The 18,586-nt window shown below is 58.6% G+C and carries 19 protein-coding genes; 5 read left to right on the top strand and 14 right to left on the bottom strand.

The window, feature by feature from the left end:
* Positions 1-671: 671 nt before the first annotated feature.
* Genes LO55_RS26870 through LO55_RS26385 form a run of 14 tightly spaced genes read right to left on the bottom strand, consistent with a single transcriptional unit; the run spans position 672 to position 14,985 of the window.
* Complete coding sequence (locus LO55_RS26870; RefSeq protein WP_143054531.1) at positions 672-3,221, bottom strand: LPD7 domain-containing protein; 2,550 nt, start codon at positions 3,219-3,221, stop codon at positions 672-674.
* Between the two features lie 11 nt (positions 3,222-3,232).
* Positions 3,233-5,134, bottom strand: a complete 1,902-nt coding sequence (locus LO55_RS15970) for a type IV secretory system conjugative DNA transfer family protein (protein ID WP_071362207.1) — start codon at positions 5,132-5,134, stop codon at positions 3,233-3,235.
* 10 nt (positions 5,135-5,144) lie between these two features.
* The gene (gene virB11 / locus LO55_RS15965) at positions 5,145-6,218 is read right to left on the bottom strand and encodes a P-type DNA transfer ATPase VirB11 (protein ID WP_071362206.1); all 1,074 of its coding nucleotides are present in this window, start codon (positions 6,216-6,218) and stop codon (positions 5,145-5,147) included.
* Positions 6,219-6,220: 2 nt separating this feature from the next.
* A complete protein-coding gene (locus LO55_RS15960; protein WP_071362205.1) occupies positions 6,221-7,432 on the bottom strand; it encodes a TrbI/VirB10 family protein in 1,212 nt (403 codons plus the stop codon).
* Positions 7,429-8,235 (bottom strand): TrbG/VirB9 family P-type conjugative transfer protein, encoded by an 807-nt coding sequence (locus LO55_RS15955; protein ID WP_071362204.1) that lies wholly within the window; start codon positions 8,233-8,235, stop codon positions 7,429-7,431. Before LO55_RS15955 ends, LO55_RS15960 begins: the two co-directional genes overlap by 4 nt.
* Complete coding sequence (locus tag LO55_RS15950) at positions 8,232-9,098, bottom strand: VirB8 family type IV secretion system protein (protein WP_071362203.1); 867 nt, start codon at positions 9,096-9,098, stop codon at positions 8,232-8,234. Before LO55_RS15950 ends, LO55_RS15955 begins: the two co-directional genes overlap by 4 nt.
* A gap of 10 nt (positions 9,099-9,108) precedes the next feature.
* Positions 9,109-9,258, bottom strand: coding sequence for a hypothetical protein (locus tag LO55_RS26700; protein WP_177185534.1), 150 nt, complete (start codon positions 9,256-9,258; stop codon positions 9,109-9,111).
* Between the two features lie 15 nt (positions 9,259-9,273).
* Positions 9,274-10,359, bottom strand: a complete 1,086-nt coding sequence (locus LO55_RS15945; protein ID WP_071362202.1) for a TrbL/VirB6 family protein — start codon at positions 10,357-10,359, stop codon at positions 9,274-9,276.
* Between the two features lie 11 nt (positions 10,360-10,370).
* Positions 10,371-10,631, bottom strand: coding sequence for an EexN family lipoprotein (locus LO55_RS15940; RefSeq protein WP_071362201.1), 261 nt, complete (start codon positions 10,629-10,631; stop codon positions 10,371-10,373).
* 30 nt (positions 10,632-10,661) lie between these two features.
* Complete coding sequence (locus tag LO55_RS15935) at positions 10,662-11,333, bottom strand: type IV secretion system protein (protein ID WP_071362200.1); 672 nt, start codon at positions 11,331-11,333, stop codon at positions 10,662-10,664.
* Positions 11,330-13,789: a VirB4 family type IV secretion/conjugal transfer ATPase gene (locus tag LO55_RS15930; RefSeq protein WP_071362199.1), complete on the bottom strand. Its 2,460-nt coding sequence runs from the start codon at positions 13,787-13,789 to the stop codon at positions 11,330-11,332. The genes LO55_RS15935 and LO55_RS15930 overlap by 4 nt, the downstream gene beginning before the upstream one ends.
* Entirely contained in the window at positions 13,786-14,160 is a 375-nt protein-coding gene (locus LO55_RS15925; RefSeq protein WP_071362198.1) for a VirB3 family type IV secretion system protein, read from the bottom strand. Before LO55_RS15925 ends, LO55_RS15930 begins: the two co-directional genes overlap by 4 nt.
* A 1-nt stretch (position 14,161) precedes the next feature.
* Entirely contained in the window at positions 14,162-14,449 is a 288-nt protein-coding gene (locus LO55_RS15920; RefSeq protein ID WP_071362197.1) for a TrbC/VirB2 family protein, read from the bottom strand.
* Positions 14,446-14,985: a hypothetical protein gene (locus LO55_RS26385; protein ID WP_143054530.1), complete on the bottom strand. Its 540-nt coding sequence runs from the start codon at positions 14,983-14,985 to the stop codon at positions 14,446-14,448. The genes LO55_RS15920 and LO55_RS26385 overlap by 4 nt, the downstream gene beginning before the upstream one ends.
* A 129-nt stretch (positions 14,986-15,114) precedes the next feature.
* Here LO55_RS26385 and LO55_RS25910 point away from each other — a divergent pair, with 129 nt between their 5' ends.
* The 5 genes from LO55_RS25910 to LO55_RS15905 all read left to right on the top strand — a co-directional run bounded on the left by LO55_RS25910 (position 15,115) and on the right by LO55_RS15905 (position 18,475).
* The gene (locus LO55_RS25910; protein ID WP_177185533.1) at positions 15,115-15,423 is read left to right on the top strand and encodes a TrfB-related DNA-binding protein; all 309 of its coding nucleotides are present in this window, start codon (positions 15,115-15,117) and stop codon (positions 15,421-15,423) included.
* A complete protein-coding gene (locus LO55_RS25905) occupies positions 15,420-16,229 on the top strand; it encodes a ParA family protein (RefSeq protein WP_083415349.1) in 810 nt (269 codons plus the stop codon). The genes LO55_RS25910 and LO55_RS25905 overlap by 4 nt, the downstream gene beginning before the upstream one ends.
* The gene (locus LO55_RS25900; RefSeq protein ID WP_083415348.1) at positions 16,226-17,389 is read left to right on the top strand and encodes a ParB/RepB/Spo0J family partition protein; all 1,164 of its coding nucleotides are present in this window, start codon (positions 16,226-16,228) and stop codon (positions 17,387-17,389) included. Before LO55_RS25905 ends, LO55_RS25900 begins: the two co-directional genes overlap by 4 nt.
* Positions 17,386-17,721 (top strand): hypothetical protein, encoded by a 336-nt coding sequence (locus LO55_RS15910; RefSeq protein WP_071362195.1) that lies wholly within the window; start codon positions 17,386-17,388, stop codon positions 17,719-17,721. The genes LO55_RS25900 and LO55_RS15910 overlap by 4 nt, the downstream gene beginning before the upstream one ends.
* A gap of 184 nt (positions 17,722-17,905) precedes the next feature.
* Positions 17,906-18,475, top strand: coding sequence for a plasmid mobilization relaxosome protein MobC (locus LO55_RS15905; protein WP_177185532.1), 570 nt, complete (start codon positions 17,906-17,908; stop codon positions 18,473-18,475).
* Positions 18,476-18,586: the final 111 nt, after the last annotated feature.

The raw sequence follows: 18,586 nt of genomic DNA, 5'->3' as shown, positions 1-18,586 counted from the left end.
AGAAGCTCCTAGTGGCTCCGCTCAAACCGTACAAAGCCGTGCCGTCAGCTATAGATATATACAAATCAGACTCTCGTCGGAAAATATCCGACTTTCACGTCATTACGCTAAAATGACCTATCCCGACGGCTTAGTTACCATGAAAGACTTTTATGGCACTTCCAGGATTGAACAAGCTTCAAATTGAAGTGATTGCTCAGACCAGTCGCGACCGCTACAAGATTCGGATTTTTGAACAATTCGACTTATGGCAGGTCACTGTTACGTTGCTTACCGACCCGCCGCAAGATTTTCAAGCTCTTACAAGCAGAGGCGACGTTAAAACGTGGAGGGAGCTGTCCGGGGCTATCGAATATATTCAGGAAACTTGCCCTGACTGCCAGTTAATCACTGTAGAGGTAGGGAGGTGGAAATTCGCGAGGAGTGATCAGTCTTGAGAACAGGAATTCGATACTGGTAGCGGCCATGTGCATGAAATAGCTTCACAGGCTGAAATACAGTGAGCAAGAAGGAATCACCCCGGTTTTCGTGGAGGCCCGCTAACTTGAGTCGGGGCGGGATAGCCTGTCCGCTCAATTGCTCATAGCGATTTATTCGAGCAACTGCCGGCTTCCCGCGGTCCTAGTCATAAACATGAACAGGCGCGAGTTCGACTACTCGCTAGTGGAAGTCTATCGCTCCCTGTTCACCGCCTTTGGCCCTGGCGGCTGGCTACGATCAACCGCCTCGGTAGCCACCTCCACCCTATCGCGGCTGTCAATGGTTTTGGTGGGTTCAAGGTAAATCTTCGGCCCATGGATCTGCTGACCGGACGTGATCTTTTCGGCCATATGCCGCTTCGCCATCTTGACGAAATCGTTGCGCGAGGCCTCAGGTAACTTTTCGGAGGCAAAGGCCCTAGCCGCTGCCACGACTCCATATGCCTTGGCAAGGTCCGGATACTTCTTCACGACGGTCGCTGGCTCGCCTTCCTCAAATGCCTTAGCCTTCGCTACCAAGTCCGGATCAGGACGGAAATCAGCCGGCGCACGTTCAATCTCTGTCGTATCCTGGGCACCTGCTGTTTGCAAATAATCGGTCTGCGGTGGCTGTTTTCCGGCCTGAGGTTGTATCGGCACGTTGCCCTTGCTCTGAGCGATACCTTTCTCTACCGTATTTTTTGCCGGTCGACTTGCCAGCGCTGCGAAGTCAATGGCAGTGGGCTTATAGCCGGCGACGGTCAGGCCGTCCTGGATTGCTTCCATCCAAGCGCTTCGCCGAAATTCTTCGGCACCCTTGACGGTGATTGTTTCCCATCCACGTGCCTTTGCGATTTCCACCATCGAACGAACTATTTCGGGTTTTGCACTACGAGTGGCCAGCTTGCTGCCTCGATCCGAGAACGCCGGTGTTCGATCCTGAAAGTAATATTCAGTCTCAACCCTGAGGAAGCGTCGCGCGACCGATTCCGGCACCACTGATGACTTGTTGTCTTCCTTTACCGGCGTTGTCGCCGGCTTTTCTAGCGTCACTGGCGTGACGCCTACAGAATCCACATTCTTCATCCGCCGTTTCGATAGCCAAGTATCTGTCTGACTTATGGCTCCTTCAATAGCAAGCAGCAGACGTCGGCCTAGGCCTGAATGCCCGCTAGCGCCTGGCGCAGCCGCCTCATCAGAGGCCCCGGAGACGGCCGCCTCCTTCCCGACTTCTTCGGACGACGATGGCCTGTGTACCGCAGATGCTGCTTGGTCATTCTGATGAACTGTTTGGGCCTTCGTAACGAGCAGCAACGGACTTTGTTCTATAGAGTTTTCGTCCATGAGGCGCTTCTTTGAGCCGGCTAGGGTTGTGGAATCATCCGGCCTATAGGCCAATTCCGCCATCCCAACGAGGTCTGGAGCGTTGTGGGCGAACTCCGTTCGGTACTGAGGGTGCCAAAGAGCAGCCTGATGGCTGGCGGCTAGTGCCTGCTCGCGATACCGGGGAACCTCGATTGCGCGAATCGTCGCGATCGTCCTTCGCGCAAGCGCAGCGGTCTCGTCTTTGGTCAACGACATCTCGGACCCGACAAGGCTGCTGAGATTACTAATGACCTCGTACGTCAAGCCCCAATCAGCTCTAGTGGCCCTGTGAGCCTGGGTGGCCTGTTCAACCAGCTCTGGCGCCTGCCTTGCAAATTCGGAATTGTAAAACGGCTGAGCAAGGCCGCTTTCGATCACCGCACTTAGCGCAAGGCGACGCGCCGACACGTCTTGAATGGCACGAACCTCCTTGAGGTCGTTTGCGACCAGGTTAGTAGCGTCAACAAGCGCGAGCTCGCGGTTCGGATTAGCCGTCAGGATTTGTGCGGTACCAAGTACCCTGTGCATGCGCTGGCTGTCGTCTAGTGCGACTTCGCCAGTTTGAACGTCTGTGCCGGGCTTACGAGTAGCAAGTTCAAACTTGCGGAGCTGGACATTAACAGATGGGTAGGTCGAATTTGCAGTCAATTTCTGGCCATAGGAACGGACAGCTGTACGCATCTGCGCCTGATCTACTTTGTCAATCCGATTGGCTGAGACTTGCACTGCCACAGTCCCACGAATTTGTTCAACCTCCTTTGCCCGTGCGTCGGCAAACCGTTGCAGGGCCGGGCTAACCGGCCGCGTCTTCGCGTCTGCGTGCTCTCCCGCTGGCTGACTGCCTGCCTCGAACTGATGCATGCGCTTGAGGTGGTATCGGACAAATGTGAGGCTCTCTGGATCGAGCTTGATATAGTCGGCAAGCGTCGCATTTTTCTTTCCCAGGTACTTGATTGCCGACGCGGTAATCTGAGGTATGTCATTCGTGTCACCTGCCACTTGAGTGCGGGCGTCAGCCTCCTTGGCTTCCTCACTGCCCGATGCACCTTTAGACCTGTTGATCGGCTCCTCCTGGACAGCCGCTTGAACGTCCATCTGCTTTTGTGTCCGCTTTGCACGCGCCGGCTTCATCGCGGGTGCCGTAGGCACTTGGGCGACGATCGCTTGTTCCGCTCGTGCTTTAGTCTGACCGCCACGCCTGGACTTTTTAGCCTTGCCCTCCTCTTCTGGTTTCTCATCGACGACGCGCTTTCTAGGACTCTTGGGCTTCGCACCTAGGCCAGGAGCGTCCTCTGTTGCCGCGTCCAGCGTCGGTATCGCACCTCGATCAAGGGTTGACAACTCCTTGGTTGGTGTCAAAGGCTGCTGGCTTTTGCTCTCTTCGTTCAGTAGGTTCATGTTTTCGGTCCTCACGCCTCAATTGCTGTGATAAAGGAATTAAACGTCTGTCTGAGGTCTTCATCGGTAGGTCGGCCTCCTTCCGGCAACTGGACATGCGAGAAATTTGTCGCAAAATCCGTGAGCTTGAGCTTGTTGATCGTTGAGACGTCTTTTGGCGTGATATCACGCGCAGCCTTGCCTTTCCCCGAACCTTCCCCAGCTTTCTTGACGAGAAGTGGTGGTGGTGGCATGGTGATCTCGATCGGTATGATCTCGGGCCGCGGTCGGTTTGCTCGATTCAAAAAAACTAGGCGCTGCCAGTACCAGATCTTGCGACAGAAGATCGGCGGGCAGTGTTCGATGAACACGATCTCATTATTTATACCCATCATCCTTACCTCCTGAGGATTGAGCAGGGCGCGGGCGACCTTCGCCTTGGTAATCGTCCCGGACTCGATGCCACGAGCCGGGCGTGAATGCGAAATACTATCGGTCGTAAACGTGCCCAGTTCGCGGGAGATATCGGTCGCGTAATCACTGTCGTTAGGCGCATAAACTACACGTGCTCCACAGCACGCGATAATGTTCTTTGTGTGGTCCGGACCATACACGGAACGCAATTGAGGGATGGAGTGTGCTATCAACAGCGGACGGATACCGTATCCCCCCATCAACTGGATACTGTTCTCGATGATCGGCATGCGCCCCAAGGCGGCAAATTCATCCATGATTGGCAGCAGTTCATATTTGACGGTCGGATCGTCCTCCGGCATGGTGTCCATATTCGCGTCCAGCATCTGGGTAAAGAACAAATTCATCAGCAGCGATAGGCGCCCTAAGTCGCCTGGGTTGACACCAAGGTAGATCGAAAGGCGCTTGCGACGCAGGTCGTGGAAGTCAAAAGAGTCTTTGCTGGTCGCCGCGTCTATGAGCGGATTAGTCCATAGCTGTAATTTCGCGGTGAAGGTCTTTCGCACCGAGGACTGGGTCTGGGGGCTCAGTGCGATGAAGTCATACAGCATGCGCTTGCATGTCGATGACAGGGGCTGGCCGGCTTCGTCGCGATCATTGATGATTTGCCTCCAGTGCTCACTGACGGAGTCATCCTCGCCATGCATGATCTGGCGGACCATCTCGCCCAGGGTACGTGGCAGCGATGGCGTCTCGATCACATACAGGCCTAGGCCGAGAAACAGGTCGCGACAGGACGCCGGCCAGAATGGATCGCCCGTCGCCGGATCCGGCGAAAGCTGGTTGGCAATCTTCTGCAGCGCACTAACGCGTAGTGGCGGATCGTCCGGCACGTAGTGGGTCGATATCGGGTTCCACTGCGCAGTGACGCCCTTGGACGACAATGGGTCGAAGAGATACACCTTGGAAAAGAGGCTACGATAGCCCGCCGTGATGCGATAGCATTCGCGGCGCACGTCGTTGACGATCAGGCTTCCGCTCCAAGACAAGGCATTCGGCTGGACAAGTCCGGCGCCCTTCCCTGACCGCGGCGGTGCGATGATGATCGCCGCCAGTTGCCGGCCCAGGATCAGGTAGCGCCGGCCCCACCGCCCCAGGATGATGCCTGCGTCGCCGCATAGGCCGGCACGGATCACTTCCCGCAGCGTAGCGAAGCGCGCATCTCCATGTAACGACCGGCTGACCGGCCTGATCAGGCAGCTCACGCCAGCAACGGCGGCTGCGGATCCAGCGACTAGGCATCCGATCAGCCAATGCCGGGTGTACGGATCGCTACCGTAATACTGCCAGTAACGGATCACCGTCAACGGTGTAGCGGCGGACGGGGGCAGTTGGGGGCTGGATAGCTTGATTAGGAAAAAGTAGCTTGCCAGGTAGAGTGCGGAGAGCACGCCCGTAAGCAGCAGGCCACTGAAAGCCAGTGCCTTGTAGCGGGCGCTATCGATCGGAGTGATGAGCATGAGAAGCCTCCTATCCAAGCTGCCGGGCCGCGAACGCGGGATCGTAGTAGACCTCGCTGGCGACGCGGCCACCGCCAGGCAAACGTTCCATCTGCACGACGATGTCGACCAGGGTGTACAGGTTGTCAGTGATATCTGCCAGTTCCAGACCGGCACCTTCCACGCTCCCCTTGACCAGCAAGGCCAGCCGGCGAAAAGCGAGCTTCGCGCGGGTGGCGTGCACGGTGGTGATTGTTCCGGGATGCCCCGAATTGAGTACGTTCTGTATGAAGAAGAACGTCTCGTCGCCACGCAACTCGGCCAACAGCACGCGGTCGGGACGCATTCGCAGCGTCGCCTCGAGAAGATCGCGCGCCTTCAGCTTCGACACCCCGTTCTCCCCTTTCTTGTATTCCAGATTGATCTGGTTTGTATGCGGCAGTCGCATCTCGCGGGTGTCCTCGACCGTAATGATTCGCTCATCGAGGGGAATCAAGGCCGCCAGGGCGTTGCTGAAAGTCGTCTTGCCCGATCCGGTCGCACCGGAGGACACGATGTTCTTCTTCCCCTCGACTGCGCTCTTGAAGAACCCACCCCAGTCCCTCTGCCGGAACATATCCAGCAGCCTGCGCTCGCTTGCGGGCAATGCCGCTTCGAGGCGCACCCGCTCTTCGCCTCCTAACAAAAGCGATTGCTCACAACGCGCATGCTCGAAGGCATCGCCGTCGATGATCTGTTGAAGTGTCAGCACATCGCCGATCGGACGACGGATCGTGAACGAGACCTGGCCCGCATCGATCGCTGGTGGAATCACGACCTGGACGCGCAAGCCGCCCGGCATCTGCGCGCCAAGGAGCGGCCAACCTTCGGTGAGGTCCTGGTTCGCCTGATTCCTGAGCAGCATGGCGAGGCCTTCACACCATTTGTACGAAACAGCCTCGTTTTGCACGGACTCCCAACCAGCCCTGCGCTCCAGCATCACTTCACCCGGACGATTGATCACGATTTCGGTCACCGAGTCGTCGACCAGATGCGCCGCGATTGGTTGCAGGTGCAGCTCGAGCGTCGATTTGCCCGCGCCATGGAAAGGTTCGCTAGTGCTCATGGTCACCTCACTCGTTCCAACTGGTAGATGTCACGGAAATCGATGTCGTGTGCGAGGTAGATGAATACTTCGGCGCCCTGCGGTCCAGTGATGGTGGGGGCGATGTCCACGGTACTCTTTATCACCTCAGACAACACGTCCTTCGGTCCGCTCATTGACGGGAATGAAACCGTCGTATTGTTGTCGCCACGCTGGCGAGTCGCTATCAGGTATGGCCCGACATCGGTGATCAGGCTCAGCGCAATCGCGCCGCCGAATCTGTCCCAGAAATGGTTATCGACGGTTCCAGGAATGCCGGGGCGCCCGAGCGGATCAGTAGCATCCGAATTGAACGGCACGAGCGCATGCTGCGGCGTCTCGCAGCGCTGCCAGATAATGCCTATCCTCCGCTGCCCATGGGTGATCCCGCCACCTTGCTGGCCAAAGCAGACCGTCCCGCGATCCATCAGGGAGACCTTGTTGTCAGCGCCGGTCGCGTCCTCCCCAGTGACGCAGGTAACCGGACCGGTCAGCGTGGTGTCGAAGGCGGGCAGCACGGTGCAGCGGATGAGCTTCCCGCGCGTCATCATCAGCGTTGGATCGGGAAGTAGGTAGGCGCGAGCCATCTCCATACCTGTCTTGGGCATCGTGTCCTGGGCCGCTGCACCAAGTGCAGGAGTGCCGCGCCTTTCCTCGTCTGTCTCGCCGCTGCTGGCGATTGCGGCGTGACTTTCCCTCTCTTCTGCTGCCGCCGATCGTGCGAGGCTGCCGTCAAGGCTGAATCGCACTTCGCGCTTGAGCCGGCGTTCTCGTGCCAGTTGGCTCAGGCTCTTCTCAGGAGAATGGCCAGACGCGGAAGGCCCCGCTATTGGTGAGGCTGGTGCCTGCATCGGAGGCGGGCGCACTTCTGCAGCCCCGGTTGCCTCAGGCGATTGCTCCATGCCTGGATCAGGCATGGTAAGTGGCGGCAGCGATATAGTGGCAACTGTGCGCGTCAAGTCTTTCGACGCCATCCTGGATTGCTGCCGATCCTCGTACACACCGGCGTAGTACTTGTAAAGAAAGAAGGCAGCTAGTGCGCAGGCGCCGATGGCGCCAAGCCAGTTGATAATCTTGTTCTGCCGTGCAAGCCCCTTATTGACGGAACCAAGCTCCCGCTCGTCCTCGATGGCGCCCTCCTCGTCAGGATCCGGTTCCAAACTTCGGGGCTTGAACAACGACTTGAAGAAGTTCATTTTCCAGCTCCTTTCAGGGTGCGCTTGACCTGAGGCGACGCCGTGTTGGTGGCAGGCCGCGCGGCATCAGGGTCGAAGCTCTCGTTGAATACGCAGGCGACTCGCTTCCCGCTCTGCAGCACCAGCTTGCGGCGAATACCCTGCACTTGGACGACATCGTCCTCGACGTTGATGTTCTCGATCCTGGCTGGGTTGCCCTCCTCGCTGGCCTCGTAGATTGCCGGGATCGTGGACCGCGCGCGAAAGCGCAGGAACGTCGTGCGGCCGTCATCCCAGGCCTCGATCGGAGCCAGCTCGCTCGATCCTTGCACCGTATAGCGCCGGTTCCCGGCCGGAACGCCGGCATCCAGCAGGCGGCGGACCTGTTCCGATTCACTGGCCACAGCCTCTTTCGCCCTCTCGGCTTCCGGATAGCGGAAATACACGGTCATGAAGCCGATCTCGCCCTTCGACTTTCTGGCCATCTTGAGGTCGAAGCTATAGCTGCGTTTATTCGTCACCACATGCAGGTTCGCATCCGCCAGTTCGGCGGCGGGTTTGAGGAATACACCGTTGCGCGCCTGCTTCGTGGCCACGCCCCATCCCTCGACGTCGCCGCCGGTCATGTCGACGATTTCCTCGTCTTGGTCCAGGACAATCTGGGTGAGCAGGCCAACACGGGTGTGGATGGTTACCACGTCATAGGGATCGTAGGTCGCGAACCGGATGCGCGCATCCTTGTTTCCCGCCTCGGGTAGCTGTGCGCCACTGGCGTTCGTTGCCAGCGCGAGCGCGACCACCGCTGTCATGATGGGCTTTTTCATGGTGTCGCTCCTCGCGCGTTGGCAGGCGCAACCAGGGCCATCTGCGATTCCTGCGGCGCGCTGGAGGCGTGGCGGGATGGAGCAGATGGCATAACCGGCCTGTTGGACGTCAGGTCGCGGTCGGAGGAATAGTCGGTGACTTCCATCCCTAGGTCATTGACGCGGCGGTCCCGCTCGTTTGTCGGCTGGTTCACCCAGCGAAACGAGAGATTCGTCACCCACGTGGTCGGTGCCCCATCGTCCAGGCCATTCAGGGACTCTGTCCGCGTGAAGCTGGCCCGGGCGCCGATCGCGGTTCCGGTTCCATTGCGCAGGACCGTGATGGCGCCGACCTTGGCACGTACTTTGCGCTCCCTCTTGTACTTGTTGGGGGGCGACTCGGGGTTCGACTTATCCCATTTTCGGGCCCAGTCAGCCTGGAGCTGTGGACTGAAAAAGGCGGCGCAGTGGTAATAGTGCACATCCGCCAGCTCGTAGCTGTACCCCTCGCATGCAGACACGAGCGTGTCGATATTGCGGCGAATGGTCGCCTCTTCCGGCGCCAGCTGGAAGTCAGCCAGTGAGACCAACGGCTGGACGACACCGCCGGCCTTGTCTACCACCAACACTTCCGGTGGCGGCGCCGGACGCATGGCGGTTTGCACGGCGCCCCAAGCAACGCCGAACGCGGCGACCGTGAGTCCGCCGAAGGCACTTGCTACGCGCCATGCGACGCGTCGGGATCGCTCTCCCGCAACTGCGCGACGATCTGCCTCGTCCGCAGCCAAGTCAAGCAATTGCTGTATGTTCGCATGACCTTCGATCAGCTTTCGTACGGCCGCCAGTTCCTCGGCCAGTTTGCCCGCATCAGGTTGGCTCTTCATCACATTCTCCTCACGCGGCAAGGCCGCAACTTGGATACTTGACTTCGACCTTGGCCGGAGCGTTGATCGGGCGACGATCCTTGCCGTCGCAGCTTGGCGTGGTGCTTGCGCACCCCGCGAGGATGCTGGCGATGGCCAGCACGATCAGAAGTCTTTGCATGGTCGTCCTCTCGATTCAGGTCTTCTGCTTGCTAGCTGCTGCGGTTGTCGCGGGTCGCGAGGGTTCGTAGGTCAGGAGCTTCGTTTTGGCCTTCTGTCTGGCAGGCTGGATGGTGTTGCGCTTGCGGTTCTGGTACGAATTCCAGGCGCCCCTTGTGACTTTCTTCGCTCCGTTTCCTAGCGTTCGGCCCGTATTGGCCCCGAGCCGCGCGCTGCTCTTACCGAGTTTCACGCCGAACCGATGCAGCAGTCCCGCTGTCAACCGGCCCATACCAAAGGAAGAAAGCGACATCCCGCCGGCTAGTCCTGACGCGATGGACAGTACCGACGCAAGCGCCAGCAGGGACACGAGTCCCATCGCGAAGAACGGAAACACTTGCGCCACCTCGGTCGTTGACGTCATGGCCGCTGCACCACTGCCGGCGCGCGTGAACAGTTTCATGACAAGCAGGTTGACCATCACGACCAGCAGGGGTACTAGGAAATAATTGGCCAGCTGCCGTATCCAGGAGTTGAAGAATCCGGCAGTTGCCTGGAACAGCAGGCCGAGGAAGAAAAGCGCCCCAAGTCCAATGAGCACGGTCAGCGCGACCTTCGACAGCGCCATGAGGAAGAATCCGTACGCGGTAACGATGATGGTCAACGCCCAGACCGCGATCGACACGAAATACATGCCGAGGTCGCCATCGAGGATGCCCGCTTTTGCCCAGAACCTCGCTCCGAGCTCGAAACCCTGGGCCAGCATTGCATCCAGTCCGCTCACCACGTTGCTCGAGCCGTCTGCGCGGGCGAGTCCAGCGACGAACTCGTCCGGGCCGCGCAGAAACGTGTTCGTGATTAGCACGTTGTAGGTAGCCAGGTTGAAGCCGATCCCGAAGACGATGCAGACCGTGATCACGCGGTTGATGAACTCGTTCGCCGGCTCCCTAATCATGCCGCGATAGCTGGCAAAGCCCCACAGCACGACATACAGGGTAAGCATCGTGAAGGCGAAGGGACCGATCAGGCGCGCGACCGCGGCCACGTTTTCGCCCACGTAGCTCTCGCAGACCGCGTTAATGTAGTTGAGGCTCTCGGTGTACAGGGTGATGGGCGCTGCCATGATGTCGTCTCCTAGGGAACGGTGCGCGGCATGCCGCCCAGGGTTCCCGCAGTTGCTACCCGGTCGGCGCGATGCACGTTGACGCAGTTGGGGTCCTGCGCGGTGCGTCCGGGGTCGTTGCTGCAGGCGGCACTCACCCTCCGGCGAAGTTCGGGGGCGGCAAGGTACTCATCGACGGTATAGACGCGATCGGCAGGCACGATGACCGCCTGGCGCTTGCAGCCGGCAACGGTTGCGGCCAGCAGAAGGAAGAAGAGAATGGAACGTTGCATGGCAAACTCCAGGAAGGATGGGAATGGTGGTCAAGGCTGCGGCATATCGAACCGCGGGATCGCAGTACCAGCCGATGCGGCGCGCATCTGGCTGATCATGAGGCGCTGCGCCCGGTCCTGGGCTGTCGCCGCGCTGGCCGCCGCCTCCAGCTGGTTCTGGTCCTTGACCAATGCCGCATGCTCGATGGCGATCCGGTTAGCCAGGTCATAGGCAGCCTTTGGGTCCTCGGCAGTGGCCAACGTCGCTGTGAGTGTCTGCAGGCGCGACTGACGGGCAGCGGCGTCATTAAATGCGATCTGCGCCATGGCCTGGTTCGCGGCCGACAAATCCTGGGCCTGGGCCAGAAACTGCTGGAGTTGCTGCGTCATGTGGACAGCCTGTTCAGGTGTCAGGACAGCCTGTGACTGCCGAATCTGCTGGGCCAGCGAGGACAAGTTTCGCATTGCCATTGCCCAGTCGGGGGGGAGCGACGGTGCCACCGTTGGCAGCAGCGTCGCCATCCCGCGATTTCCCGTCATGGCCTTGTAGTGCGCTGTCATGCTATCGATTTGGGCGCGCATCTGTTTGTACTGCTCGGCCCATGCCTTCACTTGCTGGGTAGCCTGGCCGAGATTTGCGGCGTCGATCACCGCCCACTGGGCATGGGCCTGCAACGACGTCCCTGCCATGAGGGAGACGAGCACTAGAGTGCGGATTTTCATGATGATTTCCTTTCCTCATTGAAGCGTGGAACCCAGGCATCGGGGTCCTCGCCGTACTGCGCAATCAGGCGGTCCATGAGGGCCAGATTGGTGGTGCGCGCCGACAGGACCGCCATGTCGTCGTCCATGCCGTCCAGGGGGAGGCGGACGACGGTTGAGTGCCGGCCCTGTTTAAGCAGGAACATGCCGCATCCCTCCGGCAGGTCGGTCTTGATCAGCTTGAATTCCCGCTCGGACAAGCCGAGGTATTCGCGGTACTCCTTCCGGTCCGCCTGCGGGTTCGGGAACAGGATCAGCGTCGGGCACTGCTCGACTAGAGTGCGCGAAATCTCTAGCCTTAGAGCATCGCTGGGCGACTGTGTGTCGAGCACGACGAAGCCGTTCAGCTTCCTCACAGTTTTGAGGGCCTTCTTGAAGTAGGCAGCATAGTGGCTGTCGCCCAGCGGCTTCCAGAATTCCGCGACAAACAGGCCGAAACGCCGGCCGTCAACCAGGCGCGATGCCAGGTGCAGCAGGTGCATGTTGATCGGCGTGCGCAGTTCCGGATCGTCCAGGTATGCGGTGGTGTCGAATGCGGTGATGGGAGCCGTTCCGAGTTCGCTGGCGATCCTGGGGACCGGGTTGTCGAAAACCCACGCCAGCGGCCCGTCTTCCCTTCCTTTTTCGCGCGCATGACACCAGCGGGCTAGCCGGTCGTAGACCTCCCCTTTCGGCAGGAAGTCGAGCACCCGCCCGAGCTGCCGGACCTCCCTTGGCTGCATGTGAAGGACAGCGTCTATCGCCTTGTCGACGTCCTTTCCTTCCTGCACGGTCAGCGGCTTGCTGTCGACTTCGACACCGGCCTCGGACACGACCGGCCGGCTGACCAGCTTGCGGACCAGTATCTGCAGGTGTCGGCGAGTCTCCGCCTCGTCCGGGTCGAGCGCGAACGGAGCAAGTCCGGTCGGTTCGTCCAGCCGGAGCCGATATACCTTTCCATGGAGGCGGCGCACTGCGATCTCGGTATCGCGGTCGGTCGAGAACAGCACCGACGTCATCCCGAACTTCTGCATCATTGTCAGCGTGAATGTGACGGTCGCCGTCTTGCCCGAACCGGTAGGACCCATCACGAGGGTGTTCGCCACGTCCTTCTTGTTGCCCCCATTCTTGGCCTTGGGGTCGGAGGCATGCAGGTTGAAGTAGTGCGGCGTCCCGGCCGCGGTCACCAGCATCGTGATCGCGGGCCCCCAATGGTTTCCACTACGTCGCCCGGTAGGAAAGTTATGCAGCGGGACGAAGCCGCACATGTTGCGGCTGTTGATCGGCGATAGCCTTGGACGCATCGCGAAGTTGCCCGGCAGCTGTGCCCAGTAGGCTGCCTCGACGACCAGGTCCTCGCGCGCGGGCTTGATGCCGGCGTCGATTAGGACGCTCCGGGCGTCCGCGACGTTCTGTTGCAGCTGTTCCAGGCTCTCTGCCTTCACCAGCACGTTATAGTGATGCGCGCCCAGCACAGTGCGCCGGGAGACCAGGTCGTCAGCGAGTTCGGGAATTTCGTCGATTTGCGACTGCGCCGCGTCGCCGACGTTCTCCATGCGACGGCCTCTCATCTGCATCTTGAGTAGCGCCGCATCCTTGGCGTGGAACTCGAAGGACTGCGTGACCACCAGCTCGAACGGCAGCGTCAGCAGGTCGTCGAGGAACATTGGGTTGGTTTCCGACGGATAGGCCTCGATGCCAAGCATGGCGCCGAAGTGGGTACTGTCCGGATTGAGGACCTTGACGGACTCGTCGCCGAAAACCGGCCGCATGCCGCCAATCAGTCGGTTCAACGGTACCGGGGCGTAGGGAACGCGTTCCCACTTCCCGGTCATGAGGAAATTGAATAGCTCCGCAGGCTCCGAGAACAGGACACCGTTGCGCTCGTACAGCTCGAGGCATTCAGCTTCGTAGTAGGCCAGCGCTGCAACGAGATCGGTCACGATACGCTCCAGCTCGGCCACTTGCCTAGTTCTGGCGCGCCTGATCTCTTCCGCACTCCTCGCGGAGAATAATGCGGCAAGCACGCTTTCGGTCCTCGACCCGTGGGGACGCAAGACGATTGTCAGGTACAGCTCGTTCGCCATGAGCCGTTCGGCGCTCACCTTTGTCCGGAAGCGGTCATTGAGTTCCCGCGCGAAGCCAGGAGCGAATTCACCCTCCGGGTACTGGTTTTCCTGCCGTCTCACGATGTGCTGCCAGACGGCGATGCGCGGATCGGCCAGGCCCATCATCACGCGGTTGAGGCGGTCGTGGCGGTTGTTGATCACGTCGTCGTCAGCGCATTCGAAGGCTGCGCCGGCAAGGCGCAGCACGCACAGGCACTCACCGGTGATAGTGTCGATGATGTTGCGTGTCAGGTGCCCTTGATACGGTATGTGCCTGGCGGCGGGGGTTTCGCGTCGCACCGCTTCGCGACGTCTCTCTGAAATACTCATGATCGCTCTCCCTGCTGCTGGCGACGCTGGAGGCGCCACCGTTTGAAGAATCCCGGCCGGTCCCTGAACGTCAGGGGGCTGTAAGATGAGGCCGCCCAGTACCATCTTGACGAGATCAGCGTGCCGAAAGTGGTCCGCGCCCACAGCCCGATCAGCTCGAACGTGCGCGGATCTTTCAGCGTAACGAGATAGAAGATTCCGTGGACCGGGATGCACATCAGCAGCCAGATCAGGTTTTCGGTCACGGACAAGGTCTCGACCGACACCAGCAGGTTGAGCATCACGGCCCCGTAAGGCACGCCGAGGATCGTCGAGGGCCGGGTGAGTCCGACCGCGAGCGTGTCGACGTTGACGCCGTCCTCGACGTCCATCTCAGGCTCCCGTCCAGCCGCGCAGCATGCTGACTACCTGGTCGCGGCCGAAGAACAGAATGGTTCCGACGATCGCACCGAGGAACCAGCCCCAGTTGACACGACCGGTCCAGGCCAGGACGCCGACCACGGCAGCGGCCAGCGGAATGATAGGGGTCAGCAGTTCCACGACCCAGTTCGTGGCCTGCGTACCGGTTCCGGTGAACTGGGCGAATGCTGTCGACACCTGCAGCGCACACAGGCCAGCTAGCATGGCGGCAGCGAGTGCACGATCGGTTTTGGTACTCATGGTGCGTCCCTCCTCAGGGTGGTTGAAGAAACGTTGGGCGACCTGTCATTGGTCGCGCGGTTGTAGGGGTTCCAATAGGTGGCGGCCCCGGCTCCGCCTCTCGGCCCTGCCTGGCGTTCCGCCCTAACGACGACACGTAGCGGCGCATTCGGGGGCTTCCGTCCTGCGTCGGCGCTACGGAGCTCTCTCTGGAGTGCCTTGATGTTCTCGTCATGACGATGCGCTTTTGCTGCGAGCTCCGGTGTTGGGCTTGCAGCCAACGCACCCGTGGTCTTCCAAAATTCTTGATATTCCGCCAACAGTTCCGTGTTGAGGATCAGGTGACGTTCCTGATCTCGTGCTTCCTGAGTTTTATTGTCGATAACTGGATAGGAAGACTGAGCTAGCGCATTAGCGGAACATCCAACTAGGAAAAAAATGAACTTACGAAACTCCCACATAAGTAATTTCCCCCAAATAAGAAAAGCGGGCCAAAATTTTGAACTCGTTATGATGAATAAATCCCTGGGGAAATAATAGTTGCAGCTTCGTTTCATACATTGATCCAAAAGTTATCCAATGACTTAATAGTCCACTTTGAGTAAACGCAAACCTACTATGTTGACTTAACATTTAAGTTATATATAGTAGACACAGCACTAAATGGTGCGAGAGGGAGCGGAATCGTGAGACACAAAAAGAAACTCACAGAAATTGAATTCAACTCCATCCGCATTCACTTAAATAAATTTAGCAGCAAGAATATCGAAGCAATCCGCCGGATTTTGGTTGATGGGATCATGCAAAAAGATATCGCCGCAGAACTGGGAATGAGTAAAGAAGCCGTCAGTGCGATGGTTGCACGCGCCTGGGCGGCTCATCTCAAGTACGGTATTCGGCCAGAGGGGTGGAGGACGGTAGAGGTAGTGCTTCCAGCGGAATACGCGGAAGTTGTGGAAGAGCTTGCGGATGTGCTACAGAGGAGGCGAAGATGAAGAAGTTCGCTGCTGTAAATCAGAAAGGCGGAGTTGGGAAAACAAATACCAACTGCAATTTCTCGCATTGCTTGGCTGAAGCCGGCAATTCCACGCTGATCATTAATGGCGATGAACAGGAAGACACCAATGACATGATGATTGAATACGAATTACCTGGAATCCGTACTCATCACCTGTTCGGCAATCTTCCACTTAATACAACGGCGCCATCCAAGATGCTCAGCTTAATCGCCTCGGATCGTGAAGCACTCCGCGAGATTGAAGAATCTACGACCGATGACCTGCAGTTAGTCATCAATTTGCGAGCACGGTTAGCGGAGTTGGAACCGCACTACCAATATGCCGTTTTCGACACTGCAGGTGCCAATAGTCGTATTGCCAACGCATTTCTGATTGCATCCGATTTTGTAGCAGTTCCAACCAAGATTGATGAGCACAGTATCCGGGAATCGGTTGAGACTATTGGACGTATTGGTGGAGTACAAACGCACACGGATCCGCGCATGCGCAATGAAAAGCTGACCTTCCTTGGCATCCTGGTGAATGAGTACGACCCGCGTCAGCCGTTTCAGGTGAAGCAATTCGGCCGGCTACTTGAGGAACATGGAGATTTGATGGTCCCGTACGCCATCACGGACCGGCAGGCCTATCGCGAAGCGGTCTGCGCGAGGGTGCCCGTGTGGAGACTGCGCAGCGACGACGGGAATCATGTCAAGACTGCGGCTCGCGATGCTGGCAAGGAGATCCTTACTGTCTTTGCCTATTTTAAGAAGCTGATGGACACGAACGAGGTCCTGACATGAGGGCGCTGACCGCATTGAAACAGGCTGCCAAGGCACCGCCGCACGCCGACGGCCGTCCGCCCGAGATGCCGCTTTCCAAGATTGTCAGGGATCCGGAGAATCCTCGACCGCCGCTGCACCTTCGTACGCCGGACGAACAGCAGCAGCAGATCGAGCTGAACGAAAACGTCCGGCAGCGTGGTATCAAGTCGCCGATTTCGCTCCGCCCTCATCCATCGGAGCCGGATACGTGGGTGATCAATCATGGGCATTGCAGGTACGATGCGGCCGAAGCTGCAGGGTTCCCCACGATTCCCTATTTTATCGATCCAAACTTCGATAGCTACGACCAGGTTGCCGAGAATTTGCACCGTAGTGACTTGTCGATCTGGGCGATCGCAGGCTTCATCAAGCGTAAACTCGATGAGGGTCAGTCGAAGACCGCGATCGCGCAGCGGCTCGGGAAAGAAGGACTGAACTATGTGACGGAACATCTGGCTCTGGTCGATGCTCCGCATTGCGTACACGGGGCATATGCGAACGCGGTTCGATCGCCGCGGACTCTGTACGACTTGCGTCGCGCGCATGACGAGTTTCCGGAGCAGGTCGATGCGTGGTGCCTCGGTGGTGCGAGGATTACAAGGGATTCAATCAGGGAGTTGCTGGAGGGATTACGTCATGACGTAATCGGGGCCGTTTCACAGCAGGAGAGCGAGATCGCATTGCCTAATAGCACGCTCGAAACAAGGACTCGTGCCGATGACCAGGCAGGAGATGAATCCGGCTCAAATAATGTTCAGGACGCTTTGGAGCGTGCGCGATTACGTCATGACGTAATCGTTGCATGCCCTCAGCGTGACGAGCCTACGTTGAACTGCGGTGGTGAAGAACAGCAGTCCGGCGATCCGCCTTCAACGAGCGGCGGATTACGTCATGACGTAATTTTGCGGAGCCCTCCCTCACCTGCGGCCTCGACGCCAGCGCCGTCTCGCAAGTCATCTGGCGCGAACCCGTCAACCACCAATCCGGCTTGGAACGGCGACGCTACTAGCGAGGAGATTCCGGTGCGTTACATGGGTCGCGATGCAACGGTATCGCCGGAAACAAAAGTGACGATTGCTGTTGATGGTGAAAGAACCGAAGTGAGGTTGGCGGATTTGGAGTTTTCGAAAAGTCGATGACGTTGCGCCATCCGATCGACAAGGAGCTTACCGTGAAGGAAACGACGAAAGCGCTGCTGGTAGTTGCCGCTAGGAGCATGTTTGCAGTGGTCAAGTTCTCTCTTTACGTGCTGTTGCTTCTGGTCGGGCGAGTTTTCCTTCCGGTCGCAGGTGTAGCGGCCGCCATCGGAGTCGTCGTGTTTGCGTTCTGCGCGCTGTTTCGTCCCGATCTGCAGATACCAATGTTGTCCGGCGCTGGTCTCGCTCTAACGTCGACCGCCGCTTCGGTCTTCTATGACACGGCATTGCGCCTTGTGGCGCCCGAGGGGACCACGATTGTTCGCGACATCTAAGCTGTGCGCCCGCAGCCCGAAGGGCGAGGACCAATGCTTGATCTCGAAGAGATTAAGCATTTAAGACGACAGTCTATCCTGCCTAAGACCTAAAACCGCAAGCAAGACAAAACCGTCAGGCCCAGCGCGGCCAGGACTATACCGAAGTCGATTCGCAACCATCAGAAATTTGTGGAGGATGCAAATGGCACAGATAGGCACGATAGTCACTGACGAGATAAAAGCGCAGTTCGATCTGGAAGCGCGGTCACGCGGCACGACCTCTTCGCGACTGGCCGCGGCCATCATCGGCGACTTTCTCGCGCAGGGTGTTGTAACGGACAAGGCGGCAGGAAAAACGCCTTCGGTGCCGCCGATGACCATGCAGGCGAAAGAGGTCGAAGCGAAGACGGAGCAGGTCTTTGTGCGTCTTGAGCCCTTCTACTTCGAAGAACTGGGAAGACTGGCGCAGGAACGGCTTTGGTATCGAGGGACATATCTTGCGAACCTCTTCCGCGCACACGTTACAAACTCCCCGGTGCTTTGTGAGGCCGAAATCAACGCCGTTCGGCAAGTGGCACGGCAGTTAGCGGACTTGGGCCGGAACATCAACCAGATTGCCAGGAAGCTGAATGCGTCGCTGGAGCATGCACACCTCGTGACATCGCTCGATTTCGAGCTGGTCAAAATGATCATAGACCTCGAATCCTCCGCCGTCAGAAACCTGATGCAGGCGAACGTACGTGGATGGGGAGTGTGCGATGCAGAAGCATGAACCACTGGGCGACGCTCGCCCTGGTCGACGGCCAAGCATCAAGAGACTGGTTTTCCACCCGCCGACTCGGAATGTATCGGCTGACTCGCCGAAGGGATCAGGGCAGTCATG

Source organism: Massilia timonae (assembly GCF_001866515.1).
Classification (GTDB): domain Bacteria; phylum Pseudomonadota; class Gammaproteobacteria; order Burkholderiales; family Burkholderiaceae_D; genus Telluria; species Telluria timonae.
The sequence above is the reverse complement of the archived record's forward strand: the minus strand, read 5'-3'. Positions and strand labels throughout refer to the sequence as shown.

Bases quoted from the DNA above. Each gene is read 5' to 3' on its own strand.
- LO55_RS26870 (WP_143054531.1), bottom strand. From the start codon at position 3,221: ATGAACCTACTGAACGAAGAGAGCAAAAGCCAGCAGCCTTTGACACCA.
- LO55_RS15970 (WP_071362207.1), bottom strand. From the start codon at position 5,134: ATGCTCATCACTCCGATCGATAGCGCCCGCTACAAGGCACTGGCTTTC.
- virB11 (WP_071362206.1), bottom strand. From the start codon at position 6,218: ATGAGCACTAGCGAACCTTTCCATGGCGCGGGCAAATCGACGCTCGAG.
- LO55_RS15960 (WP_071362205.1), bottom strand. From the start codon at position 7,432: ATGAACTTCTTCAAGTCGTTGTTCAAGCCCCGAAGTTTGGAACCGGAT.
- LO55_RS15955 (WP_071362204.1), bottom strand. From the start codon at position 8,235: ATGAAAAAGCCCATCATGACAGCGGTGGTCGCGCTCGCGCTGGCAACG.
- LO55_RS15950 (WP_071362203.1), bottom strand. From the start codon at position 9,098: ATGAAGAGCCAACCTGATGCGGGCAAACTGGCCGAGGAACTGGCGGCC.
- LO55_RS26700 (WP_177185534.1), bottom strand. From the start codon at position 9,258: ATGCAAAGACTTCTGATCGTGCTGGCCATCGCCAGCATCCTCGCGGGG.
- LO55_RS15945 (WP_071362202.1), bottom strand. From the start codon at position 10,359: ATGGCAGCGCCCATCACCCTGTACACCGAGAGCCTCAACTACATTAAC.
- LO55_RS15940 (WP_071362201.1), bottom strand. From the start codon at position 10,631: ATGCAACGTTCCATTCTCTTCTTCCTTCTGCTGGCCGCAACCGTTGCC.
- LO55_RS15935 (WP_071362200.1), bottom strand. From the start codon at position 11,333: ATGAAAATCCGCACTCTAGTGCTCGTCTCCCTCATGGCAGGGACGTCG.
- LO55_RS15930 (WP_071362199.1), bottom strand. From the start codon at position 13,789: ATGAGTATTTCAGAGAGACGTCGCGAAGCGGTGCGACGCGAAACCCCC.
- LO55_RS15925 (WP_071362198.1), bottom strand. From the start codon at position 14,160: ATGGACGTCGAGGACGGCGTCAACGTCGACACGCTCGCGGTCGGACTC.
- LO55_RS15920 (WP_071362197.1), bottom strand. From the start codon at position 14,449: ATGAGTACCAAAACCGATCGTGCACTCGCTGCCGCCATGCTAGCTGGC.
- LO55_RS26385 (WP_143054530.1), bottom strand. From the start codon at position 14,985: ATGAAACGAAGCTGCAACTATTATTTCCCCAGGGATTTATTCATCATA.
- LO55_RS25905 (WP_083415349.1), top strand. From the start codon at position 15,420: ATGAAGAAGTTCGCTGCTGTAAATCAGAAAGGCGGAGTTGGGAAAACA.
- LO55_RS25900 (WP_083415348.1), top strand. From the start codon at position 16,226: ATGAGGGCGCTGACCGCATTGAAACAGGCTGCCAAGGCACCGCCGCAC.
- LO55_RS15910 (WP_071362195.1), top strand. From the start codon at position 17,386: ATGACGTTGCGCCATCCGATCGACAAGGAGCTTACCGTGAAGGAAACG.
- LO55_RS15905 (WP_177185532.1), top strand. From the start codon at position 17,906: ATGGCACAGATAGGCACGATAGTCACTGACGAGATAAAAGCGCAGTTC.